Here is a 16,177-nt window from a genome sequence, read left to right as displayed (position 1 = left end):
GAAACGCGAGAGGATATCCAGGTGTTAGTCGATTCTCATTGTCACCTTGATAAATTAAATTATGACGGTCTGCATACTGATGTTGCAGACGTATTGGCGAAAGCACAGGCCCGGGGGGTTGAGTATTTTCTCTCTGTTGGTGTCACGCTGAACAGTTTTCCTGCCATGATGGAAATGATCGCTCCTTTTGATCATGTGTTCGCATCTTGTGGGGTGCATCCGCTTGATATTGAAGCTGGTTTTGATTATGACCAACTGAGGCAATATGCCAGCGATGACAAAGTTGTCGCGATTGGTGAAACCGGGTTGGATTATCATTACCAACCTGAATTGGCCGAACAGCAACAGGATATTTTCCGTCAGCATATCCGGTTGGCGGTTGAGCTGAACAAGCCGCTGATCATTCACACCCGGATGGCGCGTGAAGATACCATTCGTATTTTGCGTGAAGAAGGCGCTGAGCGTTGTGGTGGCGTACTCCATTGCTTTACTGAAAGTCTGGAAATGGCAGAAGCGGCGATTGAGCTGGGCTTTTATATTTCCATCTCTGGGATTGTGACCTTTAATAAAGCCGCTGAGTTGAAAGATGTGGTGAGCCGTTTGCCTTTGGAGCGACTGTTGGTGGAAACCGATTCGCCCTACTTAGCGCCCGTTCCTTATCGCGGCAAAGAAAATCAGCCGGCTTATGTCAAAGAAGTTGCAGAGTATATCGGTCTGCTGAAAGGAGTGTCTGCCGACAAAGTCGCCAGAGTATCGAGTGAAAACTTTTTCCGACTTTTTTCGCAGGCAAAACGCTAAATCGGGTAAAAAAGGAGCTAAGGCTCCTTTTTTTATATAATTATATTATTTTTTATCTGATTATTTTAATTCCTCTCTGTTGATCCATATCTTTCTCAACTTCTATCGATCATTTCATGAAGTCTTGTTTCGTTACATGAAGAAACATGGGATACAAAAGTGAAATATAATTACATCCCAGTGATTCATTGAATTCCCATACTAATTTGTTGTATTTAATGGTTTTATTTGAATGTTTTTGTGTTTTCTGAGTTGATTGTTAATTGTGATCTATGCGTCAAACTGAAACTTACTTTCATGTTCGGTTGGCAATATTGATTGATGTCACGTTATATTTAGCGCCGCATTTTATACTTATGCCGAACAATAAAAATGAGCGGTGCTAGCATTATGACTACGGGGGTAGGTCGCTGGAAACCGCTGAAACAAAACAAACATCTCACTCAGGAGCACAATATGTTTAAGAACTTTTTTGCTAACCTGCAGAAGGTCGGTAAGGCGCTGATGCTGCCTGTATCGGTTCTGCCGGTAGCGGGTATTCTGTTAGGTGTGGGGGCGGCTAACTTCAGTTGGTTGCCTGAAGTGGTATCTCACCTGATGGAACAGGCGGGTGGCTCAGTATTCGGTCAGATGGCATTGCTGTTTGCCGTTGGTGTGGCACTGGGCTTTACGAAAAACGACGGTGTAGCCGGTCTGTCTGCGATTGTCGGTTATGGCATCATGGTTGCCACCCTGAAGGTGATGGCCGATGTCATGGGTGTCGATAAAATCGAGACCGGTGTGCTGGGTGGTATCCTGGCTGGTGGTGTTGCGGCCTGGGCGTTCAACCGTTTCTTCAAGATCCAGTTGCCAGAGTACCTGGGTTTCTTCGCGGGCAAACGTGCAGTGCCTATCATCACAGGTTTTCTGTCAATTGCCCTGGGTGTTGTGCTGTCATTTATCTGGCCGCCAATTGGTTCGGCGATTGCAACATTCTCAGACTGGGCAGCCAACCAGAACCCTGTACTGGCGTTCGGTATCTATGGCGTCGTTGAGCGTTCTCTGATCCCATTTGGTCTGCACCACATCTGGAACGTTCCATTCTTCTATGAAGCGGGTTCTTGTGTGACCAATTCCGGCGAAGCAGCCCGTGGTATCATGACTTGCTTCCTGACAGCGGATGATGCTTCCCGTGCTGCAGGTAACGGCTTTGGTCAGCTTGCAGGTGGTTATCTGTTTAAGATGTTCGGTTTGCCAGCGGCAGCGTTTGCGATTGCTCACTGTGCGAAACCTGAAAACCGCGCCAAGGTGATGGGTATCATGGCATCTGCTGCTCTGACATCTTTCCTGACCGGTATTACAGAACCAATTGAGTTCTCATTCCTGTTCATCGCGCCAGTCCTGTACGGTATTCATGCTTTGCTGGCTGGTCTGGCTTATGTGCTGACCAATGCACTGGGCGTTGTCCACGGCCATACCTTCTCAAACGGTTTCATCGACTTCATCGTTCAGATGCCACGTGCGGACAATGTGTGGACTCTGGTGATTCTGGGTCTGTGCTATGCCGTACTCTACTACGTGGTATTCACTTTTGTTATCCGTGCCCTGAACCTGAAAACACCGGGCCGTGAAGATGAAACGGCAGATGTTGACACAGCAACGGGCTCTGATCTGGCCGGCGAACTGGTTGAAGCCTTCGGTGGTAAAGCGAATATCACGAACCTGGATGCCTGTATCACACGTCTGCGTGTTAGCGTGGCTGATACCGCTATCGTTGATCAGGACAAACTGAAGCGCCTTGGCGCCGCCGGTGTGGTGGTGGTCTCTGGCGGTGTTCAGGCAATCTTCGGAACGAAGTCTGACAACTTGCGTACAGAAATGGATGAGTGGATTCGCAATCACGCATAATCTGCGGTGACGCTTTTCCTTTCATGTGAATCAAAGCCTGGCCTGTGCCAGGCTTTTTGTTGTCGCGCTTCAATCAACGCCTATGGCGCTGGATGATGATGCTGGTTTAAAGCGACAGAAAAAACAGCATCAGTACCGGCACCAACAGGCTGAGGATGAAACCGCTGACGATCGCAATCGGCACACAGCGAATCCCGCCGCAGTTTTGGATAATCGGTAAAGTGAAGTCCATGGCTGTTGCACCGGCATAGCCGATGGCTGTGTTGGGGAAGCGAGAAATCACGGCGGGTATCATGGTTAAAGCAACCAGCTCCCGCAGCAGTTCATTCAAGAATGAGGCGCCACCATAGACCGGTCCAAGACCATCACCCATCAAAATACCTGCCAGCGAATACCAGCCGAATCCGGAGGCCATTGCCAGTCCGTGATTGAGCGGAATACCCAGGAGCCAAGCGGCGAGTAGCCCGCCAGGCAAAGAGGTCGCAATAATCACTAAAGCGATCAACATGCCTTGCTTGTTGAGCAGGATCTGGCGCAGCGTCATGCCACTGTTGCGCAGTTGAATGCCGATTAAAAACAGCAGCAATAAAAGAATGATTTCACTTGCCTGGTCAACCCAGCTCAAATCCATATTCAGCAACAGACCCACAACGAGTCCGGCGGCAACGACCAGTATCAGTTTGGCTGATTCCAGCAGCATTTTGGCCTTGGGGAGTTGTTGGTGGCCATGCTCGGTTTTTAGCGGATAGCGTTTATCCAGCCATGGCAGCACCAGCAGATTACATGCGCTGATACAAACGAAGAAGGTGACTGTGTATAGCAGGATCTGACTGAGATTTTCGCCCAGATTATCCAGGCCGGCTAAGCTCAGCCCCATCAGTGACAAAATCACCAGGACCAGGCGTGATGTCTGGGTGTGAATAAACTGCAGTACTGAGTCTTTTCTGACCGGTATGAGGTAGCCAACAATAAGTGGCAGGAAAATAAAAAGCATCCCTGAAAACATGAGTATCCTTACAATACAGTGCCTGTGCTGGCGAAAAGAAACGCTCGGATTCTGCATGGTATCTGCAGTCCTGACGATGAGCCTTTTAGTCAATGGGCTGTGAATGAAATCAGAAGCTTATCAGGCTGCTGAACACAGGGTCAATAGAGCGCTGTGTGTCCACAGCGCTTCAGTGGAGGAGATCAGGCTGGAAATCACTTACGGACAGATTAAAAACCACTGCTGAGCAGCACGTGGTTGATTTGGCTGTTCAATTCTTCATCAGGCAGATTGGTCAGAGTAAACATAACTTCTGCTCCCGCCAGATCCAGTTCGACCTCATGTTCGTCAATGGCATCATCATTGTCTTTGAACAGCAATAAATGGTTTGCCATGCGGGCAACATCGAGATAAGTGATGTCATCTTCTTTCTTGTGAGCAGGAAAAAAACGCTTATTACAGGCAACTTCAAGGTAATCTTCGTCGAAACCCCAGTGCTTCAGAATATCCAGGCTGGAGCGGTTACAGCAGTGTTCAAAGACATATTTAGCAAAATTGATATCCAGAAAATTGCCGCTATCAAGGTAGTTCTGGTATTCATGTATCAGGCTGAATAAACCGATGTCGGCAAATAATCCGGCCAGTAGTGCTTTCTCCGGCTCAATTTTCAGCTCCGGACGGTATTGCAGCAGGTTCTGAGTAATTAAGGCCATCGACCCCGCCAGTTGTCTGGAACGGGTGGCGCTATTTAATAACAGAGATTTGCATTCAATATCAAAGCTGCTGTTCAGTTTGATATCTAACACTGTTTTTGCGGTGATGATGTCTCTGACACGGAAAATGCCGAGCCGGCTGACCGCGGTTTGAATATCGTGGCAGACGATATTGCGGCGATTAAACATCATGGTATTGGACGTTTTGATCACTGTGGCAGTCATACCCGGATCGTTCAGCAGTAGGGTGGCTGCATCCCGAACGGTAGAGTCGTCTCTGTTACATAAGGTCTGCAGTTCTGTCAGGACGTCAGGAATAGGGGGCAGCTTCAGGCGATTTTCTTTGATCGCGTCCTTCACTAATGCGTGAAACTCTGATTGCAGGCCTGTCAAAATTTTGTCGTTTTCAGGTTTTAACCAGAAAAAAGATACATGCGGCATGAGGGAACGTTAACCTATGAGATTTTGCTTATTTTATCTTGGTCAGATGAGTTGAGTACACCACGCCGGGTGATTTTTGAGAACAATGTAAGAGTTAGTTGATATCATCATCAAATAACTGGTGATTATCGAGTAGCTTGAGTAAAAAACGTGCAGTGAGGGCAGGCGAGTCCTGAGCAATTAATAGCTGTTTATAGTGAACTTCGAGCGGGAGTGATTCAATCCAGCGTTGACACACCCAACTTAAGTCGTCGAATTCACTAATTGGGTATAAGGCGCCGATCTCCGGCATCGTGGCGAAAAAGAGCTTCAGTTTCTCCACCAGACACTGATGTTTTGCTGTCAACGGTGTTGGCGGCCATGCTCTGAATGGCAGGTAGTCAGCAATCAGCAGGCGATCACGCTCATGCCTGACGGATAAAATTCGTATTTTGGTTTTACCTTCAACGACAATGCTCAGTAAACCATTATCTAATGCGTTAAAGTCCACCACGCGAACCTTGGTTGCAATCGCGGGAATACGGGTAATGGTTTCGTCGTTCTCCTCTTCCTCACTTCGCATGCATAATGCAAAATCCCGTTGTCCTTCAATCGACTCTTTCAGCATTCGCTGGTAACGATGTTCTGTAATGGTAATTTCCAGTTTGCCTTCAGGGAGCACATGGCTTGCAGAAGGAAACAGGGCAATATCAGGCATATTTCTTCAGTCCTTTCTCCTTTTACTCTCTTAACCTTAGTCGCTATCACGGTGTAAAACGATCTGTAGCAGCGGAAAATGACACAGAATTCGCCGTTCATCCTTATTGATATAGCACTCTAATTACCTGAAATTGCATTTATTTTTTCTTAATAATTTGCTCTGAATCTCACTTTCATCTGTACTTTGTTTCATATGTGGAATTTGCAATTTCAGTGTGACATCGTTGCATATGATAGTTGGCGTTGGTTTTAGATCGACAAAGAAGAATAAATTTAGGAATTATGTTGTGTCGCTTATAAAAGAAACATTCATAAATTACCTGGATACCTTTGTACCGAATGAACAGCGTTCTATGTTTGGCGGGACAGGTATCTTCGTTCAGGGAGCCATGTATGCTCTGCTGTCGAATGAAAAGCTTTATATTCGTGGAGGAGAGCTGCTGGATCAGCAACTACTCGAATTGGGCTGCCACAAGTTCAAGCATGTGAAACGCAGTACGGTGGCCGTCGTGAATTATTACGACATAACACCCGTGTATTCATCCCGGTTGTCCTTATGTAATGAGCTGATTGAAAACTCAATCGCGATTGCATTGCAGGAAAAAATAGTGAAAGGAGCATCGCGTCACAAACGGTTGCGGGATTTACCGAACTTGCGTTTGACCCTGGAAAGGATGATGAAGAAAGCCGGTATTGATGATGTTGAGGCTTTTCAGCAGATGGGCGCCGTAGATGCCTATCTGCAGGTAAAACAGGCTCAGGGGAAGAATGTGGATCAGAAATTGCTGTGGATGTTTGCAGGTGCGATCCAGGGTTGCCATTGGACATTGCTGAATGAATCTCATAAAGATGTTTTATTACAGCAGCTTGAACAGAAAAAGCAACATTACAAGCCGCCTCGCGGGGGGGAGACGCATCCGTGTGATCTTCTCTGACAGGTAATCATAGAAAAGCGCTGGCTACTACCTTAGCCATCACTGACTAAGGGGCAGGCTTTCGCAAGAGATAAATCCGGGTGATTTACACACACCCGGATTTATTTTATTCAATGCTGCTTTGGTTCAGCCGGAGCCTTTATTCTTGTCTGCATCATCTATCTTTAATAGAGAGAATCCGGTGCACCGGATACTGCCGTGAAGATGTGAGACATGAATGATCTGATCATGACCGGATACATGGCCTGCTGGCTAAGCTGCAGTTCTGTGTGGGCTGCCGGTTTTGCTGAACAGCGCGAACAGTATAACGACTGTATATTGACGTATGTTTCTGCCGCTGAGGAAGCAGCGGCAATCACCTGGTTAACCAACGCCTGCCGTGAACTTTACCTGGATAATATTTTGCTGACGGAGAAAGACAAACAATATTACCAGTGCCTGCTCGAGTTCATGTCGAAATCAAGCAGGCTTGAAGCGACATTAAGTATCAAGCAGGCCTGCCAGGACAGATACCGTTCTTTCTTACGATGATCAGGCCTCTGAACGCTTTGTCTGGCTGAGTAAAAACAGCAAAGCGGCGGAGACGACCACAGACGGGCCTGCCGGCGTGTCATAGTGCCATGACAATAACAGGCCGAGTACCACAGCAATGCAGCCCAATATGGCCGCAATCACTGCCATGCTTTCCGGGCTTTGTGCAAAACGACGGGCAGTGGCTGCCGGAATGATCAGCAAAGAGGTGATAATCAGAGCGCCGACAAACTTCATGGCCACCGCGATGACCATGCCAACCATTAACATCAGCAATAAGCGCATCAAATCGACATTCACCCCTTCAACCTGAGCCAGATCTTCGTTGACTGTCATCGATAGCAGCGGACGCCATAATGTCATTAAAGCCGCCATGACCAGTGCGCCGCCTGCGTAAATCCAGATGAGATCATTGGCTGTCACCGCCAGTAAGTCACCAAACAGATAGGCCATCAAATCGATACGGACATGATCCATAAAACTGATGGCCACTAAACCTAACGACAGCGCACTGTGGGCGAGGATACCCAATAATGTGTCCGTCGCGATATAGCGTTGTTTTTGCAAACTGACCAGAATGACCGCGAGGGTCAGGCAGCAGATCACTAAAGCCAGATTGAGGTTGATATTCAATAAGAAGCCCAATGCGATGCCCAGCAAAGAGGCATGCGACAGCGTATCACCGAAATAGGCCATTTTACGCCAGACCACAAAGGACCCCAGAGGCCCGGCTAACAGAGCAATACCAATGCCTGCGGCAAAGGCGGGGAGCATAAATTCAAGCATTGTGTTTTCCGTGCTGGCATGGACCAACCAGGCTACCGCCCAGATCGTGTTCGTGATTGTGATGATGGTGATACAGCGCAAGCTGCTCACTTTGCTGTGTGCCAAACAGCGCCACATAAGAAGGGTGGCAGGTAATCGACTCCGGTTCACCTGAACAGCAGACATGGTGCTGCAGGCAGATGACATGATCGGTTTTAGCCATAACCAGATGAAGATCATGAGAAACCATCATTATCGCGCAGTTCAGTTTATCTCTGAGTGACTGAATTAAACTGTAGAGTTCAAGCTGACCATTGACATCGACGCCTTGTACCGGCTCATCAAGTACCAGCAAGTCTGGGTTTTGCAAAAGTGCGCGAGACAGAAGCACTCTTTGCGTTTCCCCACCCGACAGACTGTGCATATTACTGTGGATCAGATGCGCGCTGCTCGCCAGCGCCAGCGCATCCAGACGTTGCTGAGCACTGTAGCGTCCGGCCAGAGCCATAAAACGATCAACGGTCAGCGGCAGCGTGTCGTTGAGTTGCAGTTTTTGCGGCACGTAACCAATACGTAGCCCCGGCGCGCGAACGACTCGGCCAGATGTGGGCTTGCGCAAACCGGTAATGACTTTCACCAGTGTGGACTTGCCTGCGCCGTTCGGACCTATCAGGGTTGTGATTTGGCCCCGCTCAAGCTGGAGTGAAACCTGATCAAGGATGTGACGGCCTGAGGCATGAACTGTCACATTTTGAAGCTCGACCAAAGGCTTGGTGGACATTGTACTGGCCATAAATGGGTGTGAATCTCGTTGCTATCGGTTGGTGTTATATTATAACATTATCAATCTTCTTTTCATTGAATATTTTTAGGGTCGATAGATGTTGCGTTTTAAAGCTTGGTATTTGGCGGCAATGGTGCTGGTACCCTTGACGGTTTCAGCGAAGGATCTGCATGTTGTTGCCACCGTACATCCGGTGAATCTGATTGTGCAGGAACTGGTCGAGGGTGCAGGCCAGAGCGAAACCCTGTTGCCTGCAGGCAGCTCACCTCATGATTACGCATTACGCCCATCTGATGTGGAAAAGCTGAAAGCGGCGGATCTGGTGGTCTGGGTCGGCCCGGAGCTGGAATCCTTTCTGACTAAAATACTAACGGGTCAGGAAAATGCGCTTTCACTGACGTCACAAGAGACCATTTCGTTCCGGGATTATGAAGGTCATGAAGACCATGACGATCATGAAAGTCATGAAAGCCACGATAGTCATGAAGGACACGAACATCATCATGATGGCATTGACCCGCACCTTTGGCTGGGCCCGGATCAGGCAATTCAGGCTGCAAAAGTGATCAGCGCTGCATTGATTGAATTGGATCCGTTGAATCGTGCGCAATATGAGGCTAACCTGTCCCGGTTCACTGCCAGTGTGCATGAAACTGTACAAAACCTGAAAGAGCAGCTCCAGCCGGTGCGTCACAATGGATACTACGTTTTTCACGATGCCTATGGCTATTTTGAGGAAACGTTCGGTTTAAACAATCTGGGACACTTTACGGTTTCACCGGATCGCCGCCCAGGCGCAAAAACCTTGATCGCTATCCGCAATACGCTAAAAAAATCACAGGTTCAGTGCATTTTCAGGGAACCGCAGTTCTCACCTGCGGTCATTAACAGTGTCACAAATGGCAGTGACATCAAAATTGGAACCCTGGATCCGATGGCAACGGATATTGCTTCTGGCCAGGGAGGTTATGTTCGATTCCTGCAAGAACTCGGACGAAGTTTTGCCGAATGTCTTAAATAAATAACAATGAAAATATTTACGGTTGCAGCCCGACGGTTTTATCAGCTTCCCCGTCAACACCGAATTGCGCTTGCTTCAACATCACTTATCGTCGCGGCTGCCCTGATGTGGCAGCCTGCTGTGGTTCATTCTCCTTCCTACGGTTCGCGCAGCGAAGCCGAACAACGACGCGAAGTTCCGCTGATCTCAGAAGAGATCTTGTCGTTGTCCGAGCAGAACAGTGAACCGCTGGGTGTCGTGCTTGACCCGGAAGACCCGGACTTCCAGGTTCCCAAAGATGAACTGGAACAACAGTTGGATCAGGCCACTGATGTTGCGCATTCCCACAAAGTGTCTTCCGGTGAAACCTTAGGCGAAATCTTTACTCAGTATGCGTTGCCGATTTCAGATATGTACAAACTGATTGAGGCAGATAAATCGATTCAGTTTTTACGTGTCGGACAAAATATTGGCTGGTCACTGGATGAAGAAGGGCGGATCGGCGAGCTGTCGATCGAACGCAGTGCGAAACTGACGGATACTTATACACTGACTTCGAAAGGCTATAAGCATCAAGAAGTGGAGCGTACCGGCGAATTTAAACCGGTACGGTTAACCGGGCGTGTGTCTGGCAGTTTCTATCAGTCGGCCCGCTCTGCCGGCCTGTCACCAACGCAAATTCAGACGCTGGTTAAAGCGCTGCAGTGGCGTTTTGATTTAGGAAAAGAAGCCCGCAAGGGTGATCGTTTTGCAATTACCCTTGAGCGTGAGTTCATTGATGGAAAAGCGGTGGGTCAGGGTGAAGTGAAAGCCCTGTACTATATGAACCGGAATCAGGAACTGTTTGCCATGCGCTATGATGACGGGGAGTTCTATGATGAGGATGGTCGCAGCCTGAACCGGGCTCTGAACCGCTATCCGACCCAGAAACGTTTTCGAATCAGTTCATCGTTTGATCCCCATCGCAAGCACCCCATTACGCACAGAGTCTCGCCACATAACGGGACTGATTTTGCCACACCTGTCGGGACACCCGTGCTAGCGACGGGCGATGGCGTGGTCGTCAAAGCGCAAAAACATGCTTTGGCGGGTAATTTCGTGATGATCAAGCATGGTCGGGAATACTCAACCCGCTATCTTCATTTGAGCAAGATACTGGTTAAAGTGGGTCAGAAAGTCCGCATGGGGGACAAAATCGCATTGAGCGGGAACACTGGGCGCTCCACTGGTCCGCATCTTCATTATGAGTTACTGAAATACGGACGTGCCGTCAATGCCATGAAGGTGCCGCTGCCTCAGGCTGAACCTGTGCCGAATAAAACCCGGACCGATTACCGAAAACTGGCGAATCGGGAACGGCAGAATCTGCTGGCGGTGATGCCGGGATAACAACGAAAAAAAACGCATCGATGGATGCGTTTTTTTGTTTTGAATCGACAGTGTTCTGCAGTGAGAGGGCTTCACTCGGTGTCATTCACGTGGATGTATTCACTTGTCAGCTGAGCTATCTATGCGGGCGTAAAGCCGTCTATCTGACCAAAGAGTAATTTCAGCCTTTCAACCAGCGCTTGTCGCTCTTCTTCACCGCGCTGGCTGCCGTCGGTATTTCCCCAAACGGGACCTGGCCAGGCAATGTCTGTTGTATATCGGGCGATATGATGGACATGAAGCTGCGGTACTAAATTGCCTAAGGCGCCAATATTGATTTTATCTGGGCTGAAATAGGTCTCAAGCAGTTGCGCTGTTGAGCAGGATTCCATCATCAACTGCTGTTGATCCGCGACAGACAAATGGTGAATTTCACGCAGTGCGTCATATCTGGGGACCAGGATCAACCAGGGACCAATCGCTTCTTTAGACAGCAACACACGGCAAAGTGGTAAATCGCCAATCCACTGAGTATCCGCGCTTAGTCTCGGATGAAGGGTGAAACTCATGGAAATATTCCTTCTTTCTATTAACTGCTTCACAAGTCAGCTATCAGGCGTCAACAAAAAGCCATCGCACTCTGCTGGCTCGCCCTAGGATAAACTAGAACGTATACGCACGAAAGCGACTTAACTATCTCAGAGGCATAGTTATGGCACAGTCAGGAGGAAACCATGGCGGAGTGTGAGGAAGTGCTTACCTATTGGTTTGGCAATCTGAAAGGGGAAGTTACCGAACAGGATAAACAGGCTTTGTGGTTTAAAGGCGGAGACGCCGTGGATCGTGAGATCACCGAACGTTTTCGGGGGCTGGTCAGCCGTGCTGGTCAGGGGGAGCTGAATGCGTGGACAGAAACCCCTAAAGGCACCTTGGCGCTGATTATTCTGCTTGATCAGTTCAGTCGTAATATCTATCGGGGTTTGGCGGCGGCCTTTCGTTATGATTCCTTGGCACAGGCAATCTGTAAGCGTGGGTTGGCGAAGAATTTTGATCGTGCGTTAACACCTATTGAGCGAGTGTTCTTTTATCTGCCGTTAGAGCATTCAGAAGCACTGGAAGATCAGGAAGAAAGTGTCTTTCGCTTCGACCAGTTACGTCAGGAGGTCATGAAAGCGCATAAAGCAGAGTTTGATGAGTTTTATCAGTACGCTGTCAGTCATTTTCAGGTGATTAAAGACTTCGGCCGGTTCCCGCATCGTAATGCTGTTTGCGGCAGATTATCGACTCAGGATGAGATTAACTACCTTCATCATGCCCCAAGATACGGACAGTAAAGGCATCATAAAACAGGCAGTACCCGGTTCCGCCCCAGGCTTTTTGCCTGAAGCAGATACTTATCGGCTCTGGCCAGCACAGCCAGACCGTTTTCTTTTCCTGTGTGTTCTGCAATCCCAAATGATGCAGTGATTGAGCTGACTGTGTTTCCTGATTGCTTGTCCTGCACGGCAATGCCAGAGAGAGTTTTGCGTAGTTTTTCAGCTTTGTCTCTGCTTTGATGCAGGTTGGTGCCAGGTAAGATAATCACGAATTCTTCGCCACCGTATCGATAGGCCTGCATTCCTTGTTCACACCAGACCTGAAGATGACGGGCAACCGAGCAGAGGACTTTATCGCCCATTAAATGGCCAAAGTCATCATTGAAGGTTTTAAAGTTATCAATATCCAGTAAGACCAGACTGAAAGGTGTGTGGTGCTGGATACAACTGCTGAGATCCTGCTGAAAGGCGCGTCGGTTGAGCAGCCCGGTTAAGGGATCTTCGTTGGCACATTTGAGGCTGTCTTTCAGAGCTTTTCTCAGATTTTCAATTTCTTGATTGGCGTTTTCCAGTTGCTGGTTCAGCAGCGTACTGGATTGATGCATGTGGCGGGACTCATCCAGCAATTCTTGTACCAAGTCATTGGCTTCGTGCACGTTGACACCCTGCTCAGCCTTCTGGCTCAGCCGCTGACAGGTGCGTGATAACGCGTGATGGAATGCCTGGGTTTCTTTCTGAGATCCGCTCATCGTGTGACACAGCTCATCCATGATGGCTTGCAGGCTATGACTTATCTGTCCCTGCTCACTGGCAGGATGCTGGGCCAGATGGGTGCGGTAAAGTGAATCACTCAGGCTGGGCGGGCAATGCCCGTACTGCGCTAAACTCTGGTCTATGGCCTGAGTGAGAATAGGGTTCTGATCCGAAGTATAGCTGTACCACAGGGCGTAATTGACCGGCGTTGTGGGGACTTTATGTTTGATCATCAGTGGAATGGCTTTACGCAAGGTTTGAGTTGACGTGAGAAATTCGTCAGTCATCCCGTCGTCAGTTTCGTGTGAGTCATTGAGGCTCATTGCAACATTCCATGTAACAGAAAAAGGCCAGTACCCAAAAATTTGTGTCAAAAAAGCCTTCTAAGGATACCCCAGAAGGCTATATAAGTTTAGCTTTGCTTAATTAGATAAATGTGATGTTCTGCCAGATTACATACGTTCCAGCGTTTCAATACCCAAGAGATCCAAGCCTTGTTTGATGGTTTTTGCTGTCAGCAGCGCCAGCTTCAGGCGGCTTTGCTTGACTGGCTCATCAGCATTGAGAATCGGGCAGGCTTCATAGAAGCTGGAGAAATTCCCTGCTAATTCAAACAGGTAGCTACACATGACGTGCGGATGACCTTCACGGGCCACGGTTTCAACTGCTTCTTCAAATTGCAGCAGTTTTGACAGCAGGACCTGCTCTTTTTCATCAGTGATCACAACAGGGTGTGTCAGCTCGCTTTCACTCAGACCTGCACGTTTAAACACAGAACTAACACGGGTATACGCGTATTGCATGTAAGGTGCTGTATTGCCTTCGAAGGCCAGCATGTTATCCCAGTCGAACACGTAATCTGTGGTGCGGTGTTTGGACAGATCAGCATACTTCACCGCGGCCATGGCGACGGTCGATGCAATCTTGGTTTTCTCAGCCGTATCCAGCTCAGGGTTCTTCTCTTCGATCAGTACCTTCGCGCGTGATTCCGCTTCATCCAGCAGATCAGCCAGGCGAACGGTACCGCCAGACCGTGTTTTGAACGGGCGGCCGTCTTTACCCAGCATCATGCCAAAAGCGTGGTGCTCCAGCGACACATCGTCTGGGATGTAACCGGCTTTGCGGACAATTGTCCATGCCTGCATCAGATGCTGGTGCTGGCGTGAATCGATAAAATAAAGTACACGGTTGGCGTTAAAATGCTCGTAGCGGTATTTCGCACAGGCAATATCTGTGGTTGTGTACAGGAAACCGCCGTCACGTTTCTGGATGATAACCCCCATAGGTTCACCATCTTTGTTTTTGAACTCATCCAGGAAAACAACCTGAGCACCATCATCTTCGACAGCCAGCCCTTTCGCTTTCAGATCGGCGACAATCCCTGCCAGCATGTCGTTGTACATGGACTCACCCATCACGTTGTCACGGGTCAGGGACACATTCAGACGATCGTAGTTGTGCTGGTTTTGCTCCATGGTCACATCGACCAGTTTCTTCCACATATCTGCACAGTACTGATCGCCACTTTGCAGTTTCACCACATAGTTACGGGCGCGTTCTGCAAAAGCTTCATCTTCGTCATACAGTTTTTTCGACTCGCGGTAGAAAGCTTCCAGATCGGCCAGTTCCATTGAGATCTCGCCGGACTCTTGCTGCACACGTTCCAGATTGGCAATCAGCATACCGAACTGAGTGCCCCAGTCACCGATGTGGTTGGCACGAATCACGTTATGACCGAGAAATTCCAGGGTACGAACCACTGCATCACCGATGATGGTGGAGCGCAGGTGGCCCACGTGCATTTCTTTGGCGACATTCGGTGCCGAATAGTCGACCACAATATTTTGTTTTTCCTGCGTCGCCACACCCAGGCGGGCATCAGTCAGTGCTTCTTCGGCTTGCTTGGCAAGCCAGGTTTTATTCAGAAAGATATTAATGAAACCAGGACCTGCGATTTCGACTTTCTCAGCGATATCGCCCAGATCGAGTTGGTCGATGACTTTTTGTGCAAACTCGCGCGGGTTCGTTCCCAGTTTTTTCGCCACACCCATGACACCGTTGGCCTGATAATCACCGAACTGTGCTTTGGCTGACTGACGAACAGCTGCCGGGCTGCCTGCCGGAGCACCGGCCGCTTCGAGCGCCTGGGAAACTTTATCGTTAATGAGTGCTTGAATGTTCACACGTCTATCCTTTAAATCGGTCTGTAGCCTGACAGGCAGGCAAAAGTCTTGGGTATTCAATAAACTATGCAGTTTGCTTTTACACCTGAACCGGTCGGAAGCGTGGTCAGCAATACACCAGAAAAGGTGAAAACAACCCTGTCTGATGTTTTATGAAAAAGGTCATCCGGGTAGTGCTGACGGGAGCTTGCTGGCTGCACAGGCGGCTGCATGGATACTAAAAATAGTTAGCTGTAATAATACCCATAAATACAGGGCAGTTGGCAAGGTGAAAAGGCGATAGAAGCTGAATTTTTTCTCATGGTGATGGCAGGCTGAAGGCTTGTTGCTCAAGGCTTTTACTGACAAAGATTCTGTGGATAATGGGCGGCCTGAGAACAATGAGGATAAATTACATGCAAGATTTACAGCAGGCAAATCTTCAACCGGAGCAAATGCTGGCACAATTGCCTGAATTTATAGGAAAAATTGAAAGGCTTGCTGAACAGCTGGGGCTGGATCTTTCTGCCTGCCAGGCCGACCACATTGCCCTGCGGGTCAATAGTACGGCGTTAGCGACGGCACTGCATCAGGCGTGGCTGGCCTACGGTGAAGCGTGGTCAACCAATGTGATCAATGGTCGTCCGATTGTGGTGATTGGTTTTGATCAGCCTTTGCAGGCGGGGCAATGGCAGATTGAAGCGCTGGAGCTGCCTTATCCGGGCGACAAACAATATCCGGTTGAGGGCTGGGAGCATGTTGAGTTTGTCGTGCCTTGTCAGGCATCAACCACAGCGGCATTCAAAGCGGTACTGGAGACGCGTTTTCCCGGACTGGACTGGGACAAGCTGAAGCAGGCCGGTATTGAGGTGAAAGCGAGCTGCCCCGCCGGGGAGAAAGAGCGGCTGGCAAACCCGACCTTTGCGTTTAAAAAAGACGGCGTATGCATTAAGCTGCATCCGTGTTCGCTGAAAGCCGTGATCGAGAGTGAAGGCTGATCTGAGTCATAAAGCGAGGGCGGAGAAGCGATCAACACTTTT

Annotated in this window: 16 protein-coding genes; 8 read left to right on the top strand and 8 right to left on the bottom strand. The window is 48.9% G+C overall.

Features of this window, described 5'->3' with window-relative positions; genetic code table 11:
* Window positions 1-21: 21 nt before the first annotated feature.
* Complete coding sequence (locus LN341_RS10370; RefSeq protein WP_234203238.1) at window positions 22-798, top strand: TatD family hydrolase; 777 nt, start codon at window positions 22-24, stop codon at window positions 796-798.
* A gap of 456 nt (window positions 799-1,254) precedes the next feature.
* Window positions 1,255-2,685: a PTS glucose transporter subunit IIBC gene (ptsG, locus tag LN341_RS10365; RefSeq protein ID WP_046218604.1), complete on the top strand. Its 1,431-nt coding sequence runs from the start codon at window positions 1,255-1,257 to the stop codon at window positions 2,683-2,685.
* A gap of 106 nt (window positions 2,686-2,791) precedes the next feature.
* Here ptsG and LN341_RS10360 read toward each other — a convergent pair whose 3' ends face one another.
* From LN341_RS10360 to LN341_RS10350, 3 genes are all read right to left on the bottom strand, one after another.
* Entirely contained in the window at window positions 2,792-3,691 is a 900-nt protein-coding gene (locus tag LN341_RS10360) for a lysine exporter LysO family protein (protein ID WP_046222493.1), read from the bottom strand.
* A 209-nt stretch (window positions 3,692-3,900) separates the two neighbouring features.
* Window positions 3,901-4,776: an HDOD domain-containing protein gene (locus LN341_RS10355; protein ID WP_234203237.1), complete on the bottom strand. Its 876-nt coding sequence runs from the start codon at window positions 4,774-4,776 to the stop codon at window positions 3,901-3,903.
* A gap of 142 nt (window positions 4,777-4,918) precedes the next feature.
* Complete coding sequence (locus tag LN341_RS10350) at window positions 4,919-5,521, bottom strand: LON peptidase substrate-binding domain-containing protein (RefSeq protein WP_046222495.1); 603 nt, start codon at window positions 5,519-5,521, stop codon at window positions 4,919-4,921.
* Window positions 5,522-5,753: 232 nt separating this feature from the next.
* Between LN341_RS10350 and LN341_RS10345 the strand changes: the two genes are divergently transcribed.
* On the top strand, window positions 5,754-6,458 hold the full coding sequence (locus LN341_RS10345; RefSeq protein WP_327078761.1) for a TfoX/Sxy family DNA transformation protein: 705 nt from the start codon (window positions 5,754-5,756) through the stop codon (window positions 6,456-6,458).
* A 213-nt stretch (window positions 6,459-6,671) separates the two neighbouring features.
* Entirely contained in the window at window positions 6,672-6,989 is a 318-nt protein-coding gene (locus tag LN341_RS10340; protein WP_234203236.1) for a VF_A0006 family four-cysteine protein, read from the top strand.
* On the opposite strand, the gene znuB is transcribed toward LN341_RS10340, so the two are convergent.
* Window positions 6,990-7,775 (bottom strand): zinc ABC transporter permease subunit ZnuB, encoded by a 786-nt coding sequence (gene znuB, locus LN341_RS10335; protein ID WP_234203235.1) that lies wholly within the window; start codon window positions 7,773-7,775, stop codon window positions 6,990-6,992. It abuts the gene before it with no gap.
* Window positions 7,768-8,535 carry a zinc ABC transporter ATP-binding protein ZnuC gene (gene znuC / locus LN341_RS10330; RefSeq protein ID WP_234205011.1) on the bottom strand — a complete coding sequence of 256 codons (768 nt, stop codon included), beginning with the start codon at window positions 8,533-8,535 and terminating at the stop codon, window positions 7,768-7,770. Before znuC ends, znuB begins: the two co-directional genes overlap by 8 nt.
* A gap of 100 nt (window positions 8,536-8,635) precedes the next feature.
* On the opposite strand from znuC, the gene znuA reads away from it, so the two are divergent.
* Both znuA and mepM read left to right on the top strand, forming a co-directional pair.
* The gene (gene znuA / locus LN341_RS10325) at window positions 8,636-9,559 is read left to right on the top strand and encodes a zinc ABC transporter substrate-binding protein ZnuA (protein ID WP_234203234.1); all 924 of its coding nucleotides are present in this window, start codon (window positions 8,636-8,638) and stop codon (window positions 9,557-9,559) included.
* 6 nt (window positions 9,560-9,565) lie between these two features.
* Complete coding sequence (gene mepM, locus LN341_RS10320) at window positions 9,566-10,927, top strand: murein DD-endopeptidase MepM (RefSeq protein WP_046222499.1); 1,362 nt, start codon at window positions 9,566-9,568, stop codon at window positions 10,925-10,927.
* 119 nt (window positions 10,928-11,046) lie between these two features.
* Here mepM and LN341_RS10315 read toward each other — a convergent pair whose 3' ends face one another.
* Complete coding sequence (locus LN341_RS10315; protein WP_234203233.1) at window positions 11,047-11,475, bottom strand: HIT domain-containing protein; 429 nt, start codon at window positions 11,473-11,475, stop codon at window positions 11,047-11,049.
* Between the two features lie 165 nt (window positions 11,476-11,640).
* Between LN341_RS10315 and LN341_RS10310 the strand changes: the two genes are divergently transcribed.
* Window positions 11,641-12,240: a DUF924 family protein gene (locus tag LN341_RS10310; RefSeq protein WP_046222501.1), complete on the top strand. Its 600-nt coding sequence runs from the start codon at window positions 11,641-11,643 to the stop codon at window positions 12,238-12,240.
* Between the two features lie 5 nt (window positions 12,241-12,245).
* On the opposite strand, the gene LN341_RS10305 is transcribed toward LN341_RS10310, so the two are convergent.
* The gene (locus LN341_RS10305) at window positions 12,246-13,298 is read right to left on the bottom strand and encodes a GGDEF domain-containing protein (protein WP_234203232.1); all 1,053 of its coding nucleotides are present in this window, start codon (window positions 13,296-13,298) and stop codon (window positions 12,246-12,248) included.
* Between the two features lie 129 nt (window positions 13,299-13,427).
* Window positions 13,428-15,158, bottom strand: a complete 1,731-nt coding sequence (gene argS / locus LN341_RS10300; RefSeq protein WP_046222502.1) for an arginine--tRNA ligase — start codon at window positions 15,156-15,158, stop codon at window positions 13,428-13,430.
* A gap of 395 nt (window positions 15,159-15,553) precedes the next feature.
* Here argS and LN341_RS10295 point away from each other — a divergent pair, with 395 nt between their 5' ends.
* A complete protein-coding gene (locus LN341_RS10295; RefSeq protein ID WP_234203231.1) occupies window positions 15,554-16,135 on the top strand; it encodes a VOC family protein in 582 nt (193 codons plus the stop codon).
* Window positions 16,136-16,177 lie beyond the last annotated feature (42 nt).

The organism is Photobacterium sp. TLY01 (genome assembly GCF_021432065.1).
Classification (GTDB): Bacteria; Pseudomonadota; Gammaproteobacteria; order Enterobacterales; family Vibrionaceae; genus Photobacterium; species Photobacterium halotolerans_A.
The sequence above is the reverse complement of the archived record's forward strand: the minus strand, read 5'-3'. Positions and strand labels throughout refer to the sequence as shown.

What these genes read in the sequence shown, in the direction of transcription:
- ptsG (WP_046218604.1), top strand. Translation starts at nt 1,255, where the DNA reads ATGTTTAAGAACTTTTTTGCTAACCTGCAGAAGGTCGGTAAGGCGCTG.
- LN341_RS10360 (WP_046222493.1), bottom strand. Translation starts at nt 3,691, where the DNA reads ATGTTTTCAGGGATGCTTTTTATTTTCCTGCCACTTATTGTTGGCTAC.
- LN341_RS10350 (WP_046222495.1), bottom strand. Translation starts at nt 5,521, where the DNA reads ATGCCTGATATTGCCCTGTTTCCTTCTGCAAGCCATGTGCTCCCTGAA.
- LN341_RS10345 (WP_327078761.1), top strand. Translation starts at nt 5,754, where the DNA reads ATGATAGTTGGCGTTGGTTTTAGATCGACAAAGAAGAATAAATTTAGG.
- LN341_RS10340 (WP_234203236.1), top strand. Translation starts at nt 6,672, where the DNA reads ATGAATGATCTGATCATGACCGGATACATGGCCTGCTGGCTAAGCTGC.
- znuB (WP_234203235.1), bottom strand. Translation starts at nt 7,775, where the DNA reads ATGCTTGAATTTATGCTCCCCGCCTTTGCCGCAGGCATTGGTATTGCT.
- znuC (WP_234205011.1), bottom strand. Translation starts at nt 8,535, where the DNA reads ATGTCCACCAAGCCTTTGGTCGAGCTTCAAAATGTGACAGTTCATGCC.
- znuA (WP_234203234.1), top strand. Translation starts at nt 8,636, where the DNA reads ATGTTGCGTTTTAAAGCTTGGTATTTGGCGGCAATGGTGCTGGTACCC.
- mepM (WP_046222499.1), top strand. Translation starts at nt 9,566, where the DNA reads ATGAAAATATTTACGGTTGCAGCCCGACGGTTTTATCAGCTTCCCCGT.
- LN341_RS10315 (WP_234203233.1), bottom strand. Translation starts at nt 11,475, where the DNA reads ATGAGTTTCACCCTTCATCCGAGACTAAGCGCGGATACTCAGTGGATT.
- LN341_RS10310 (WP_046222501.1), top strand. Translation starts at nt 11,641, where the DNA reads ATGGCGGAGTGTGAGGAAGTGCTTACCTATTGGTTTGGCAATCTGAAA.
- LN341_RS10305 (WP_234203232.1), bottom strand. Translation starts at nt 13,298, where the DNA reads ATGAGCCTCAATGACTCACACGAAACTGACGACGGGATGACTGACGAA.
- LN341_RS10295 (WP_234203231.1), top strand. Translation starts at nt 15,554, where the DNA reads ATGCAAGATTTACAGCAGGCAAATCTTCAACCGGAGCAAATGCTGGCA.